The 2,326-nt window shown below is 70.4% G+C and carries 3 protein-coding genes; all 3 read left to right on the forward strand.

Translation table 11 applies throughout. The features are described from left to right. Positions 1-311 precede the first annotated feature (311 nt). On the forward strand, positions 312-959 hold the full coding sequence (locus tag GYH36_RS18995; protein WP_051471966.1) for an ATP-dependent Clp protease proteolytic subunit: 648 nt from the start codon (positions 312-314) through the stop codon (positions 957-959). A gap of 41 nt (positions 960-1,000) precedes the next feature. Continuing rightward, the gene (locus tag GYH36_RS19000) at positions 1,001-1,717 is read left to right on the forward strand and encodes an ATP-dependent Clp protease proteolytic subunit (RefSeq protein ID WP_024842210.1); all 717 of its coding nucleotides are present in this window, start codon (positions 1,001-1,003) and stop codon (positions 1,715-1,717) included. A gap of 213 nt (positions 1,718-1,930) precedes the next feature. Continuing rightward, positions 1,931-2,326 (forward strand): ClpX C4-type zinc finger protein (locus GYH36_RS19005; protein ID WP_312028722.1); only part of this gene is annotated, 396 nt, incomplete at its 3' end.

The raw sequence follows: 2,326 nt of genomic DNA on the forward strand, positions 1-2,326 counted from the left end.
CCCGCCGCCGTGGGCGCGGGGCTTGCCCGAGTACAAGTCCCCCCCCAAGCCATGCCCCGGCTCCGCCCCGGCGCGCCCCCCCCCCCCCGCCCCCCCCCCCCCCCCCGGGGGGGGCCGGGGGTCGTCCCGCGGGGGAGGCCCTCGTCGGGTCGTGCCGACGGCAGGGTGCGCCGTCAGCGAAAACGCGGGTGATCGGGACGAACGGCGGACGCGGACCGCGTTAGGGTCACTGCAGCACGGCTGGAGGGGACGGCGTCCCGGTCCGGCCAGGGCAGCGCAGGCGGGGGTCACCCGCGGGAGCGACGAAGGAGATGGATGTGAACGAGCTGTACCTGCCGTCCGACGCGACGGCCCCGGTCAACCGCGCCGAGGGTCCGGGCCTCGGACTCAACGACTCCATCTACAACCGGCTCCTCAAGGAGCGCATCATCTGGCTCGGCTCGGAGGTGCGCGACGAGAACGCGAACGCCATCTGCGCGCAGATGATGCTGCTCGCCGCGGAGGACCCGGACAAGGACATCTGGCTCTACATCAACTCGCCGGGCGGGTCGATCACGGCCGGCATGGCGATCTACGACACCATGCAGTACATCCAGCCGGACGTCGCGACCATCGCCATGGGCATGGCCGCCTCGATGGGGCAGTTCCTGCTCTCGTCCGGCACCAAGGGCAAGCGGTACGCCACGCCGCACGCGCGCGTCATGATGCACCAGCCGTCGGGCGGCATCGGCGGCACGGCGACCGACGTGCGCATCAACGCGCAGCTCATCATGCACATGAAGCAGGTGCTCTCCGAGCTCACGGCCGAGCAGACCGGCCAGCCGCTCGAGAAGATCCTCAAGGACAACGACCGGGACAGCTGGTTCACCGCCCAGGAGGCGCTCGAGTACGGCTTCATCGACCACGTCGTGACGAACGCGTCGTCCGTCACGGGCGGCGGCGGCGCGTCCGGCTCCTGAGGCCCCGCACCCGGAACCCAGACTTCACCCGAGGAGAACCCGTGAGCTTCAGCGCCGAGTCCCAGTACCTGTCCACCGCCCAGCGCCTCGCCGGCCCGGCGGCCCGCCCCGGCGGTGTCGCCCTGCCGGGCGGCGCGCCGTCCGCCCGCTACGTGCTCCCGCAGTTCGAGGAGCGCACCGCCTACGGCTTCAAGCGGCAGGACCCCTACACCAAGCTGTTCGAGGACCGCATCATCTTCCTGGGCGTCCAGGTCGACGACGCGTCCGCGGACGACGTCATGGCCCAGCTCCTCGTGCTCGAGAGCCAGGACCCGGACCGCGACGTCATCCTCTACATCAACTCGCCGGGCGGGTCGTTCACCGCGATGACCGCGCTCTACGACACGATGCAGTACATCAAGCCGCAGATCCAGACGGTCTGCCTCGGCCAGGCGGCCTCGGCCGCCGCGGTCCTGCTCGCGGCCGGCCAGCCGGGCAAGCGCCTCGCGCTGCCGAACGCGCGCGTGCTCATCCACCAGCCCGCGATGGAGGGCGGCGGCTACGCCCAGGCGTCCGACATCGAGATCCACGCGAACGAGCTCATCCGCATGCGCGAGTGGCTCGAGGACACGCTCGCGCTGCACTCGGGCAAGTCGGTCGAGCAGGTCCGCCAGGACATCGAGCGCGACAAGATCCTCACCGCCGAGCAGGCGAAGGAGTACGGCCTGGTCGACCAGGTCCTTGAGAGCCGCAAGGCCGTCGCGGTCAACAAGCCCTGATCGTGACCGACCCGACAGCATGACCACGCGCCGCGCCGTCGTCCCCCGCACGGGGGCGGCGGCGCGACACGTTGCACCCCGTACGGGGAGCCCACCTGACAACCCGGTCCTCGTGGTGTGGAATGGGGAGCAGGACTCGCTCGGCCGTGCCGGGGGCCCGCGTCGTCGACCCGGACGGCGCCACGCCCCGGCACCGGGACAAGGAGACGCGTAGTGGCTCGTATCTCAGACGGCGCCGACCTGCTGAAGTGCTCGTTCTGCGGCAAGTCGCAGAAGCAGGTCAAGAAGCTCATCGCGGGCCCCGGCGTGTACATCTGCGACGAGTGCATCGACCTGTGCAACGAGATCATCGAGGAGGAGCTCGCCGAGGCGACGGAGCTCGGCCTCACGGAGCTGCCGAAGCCCAAGGAGATCTTCGAGTTCCTCGAGCAGTACGTCATCGGCCAGGACGCCGCGAAGCGGGCCCTGGCCGTCGCCGTCTACAACCACTACAAGCGCGTCCAGGCGGGCGAGCAGGCCAAGCCGTCGAGCCCCGACGACCCGGACTACGTGGAGCTGGCGAAGTCGAACATCTTGCTGATCGGTCCGACGGGGACGGGCAAGACGTAT

This window comes from Cellulosimicrobium composti, assembly GCF_010287905.1.
Taxonomy (GTDB): Bacteria; Actinomycetota; Actinomycetes; order Actinomycetales; family Cellulomonadaceae; genus Cellulosimicrobium; species Cellulosimicrobium composti.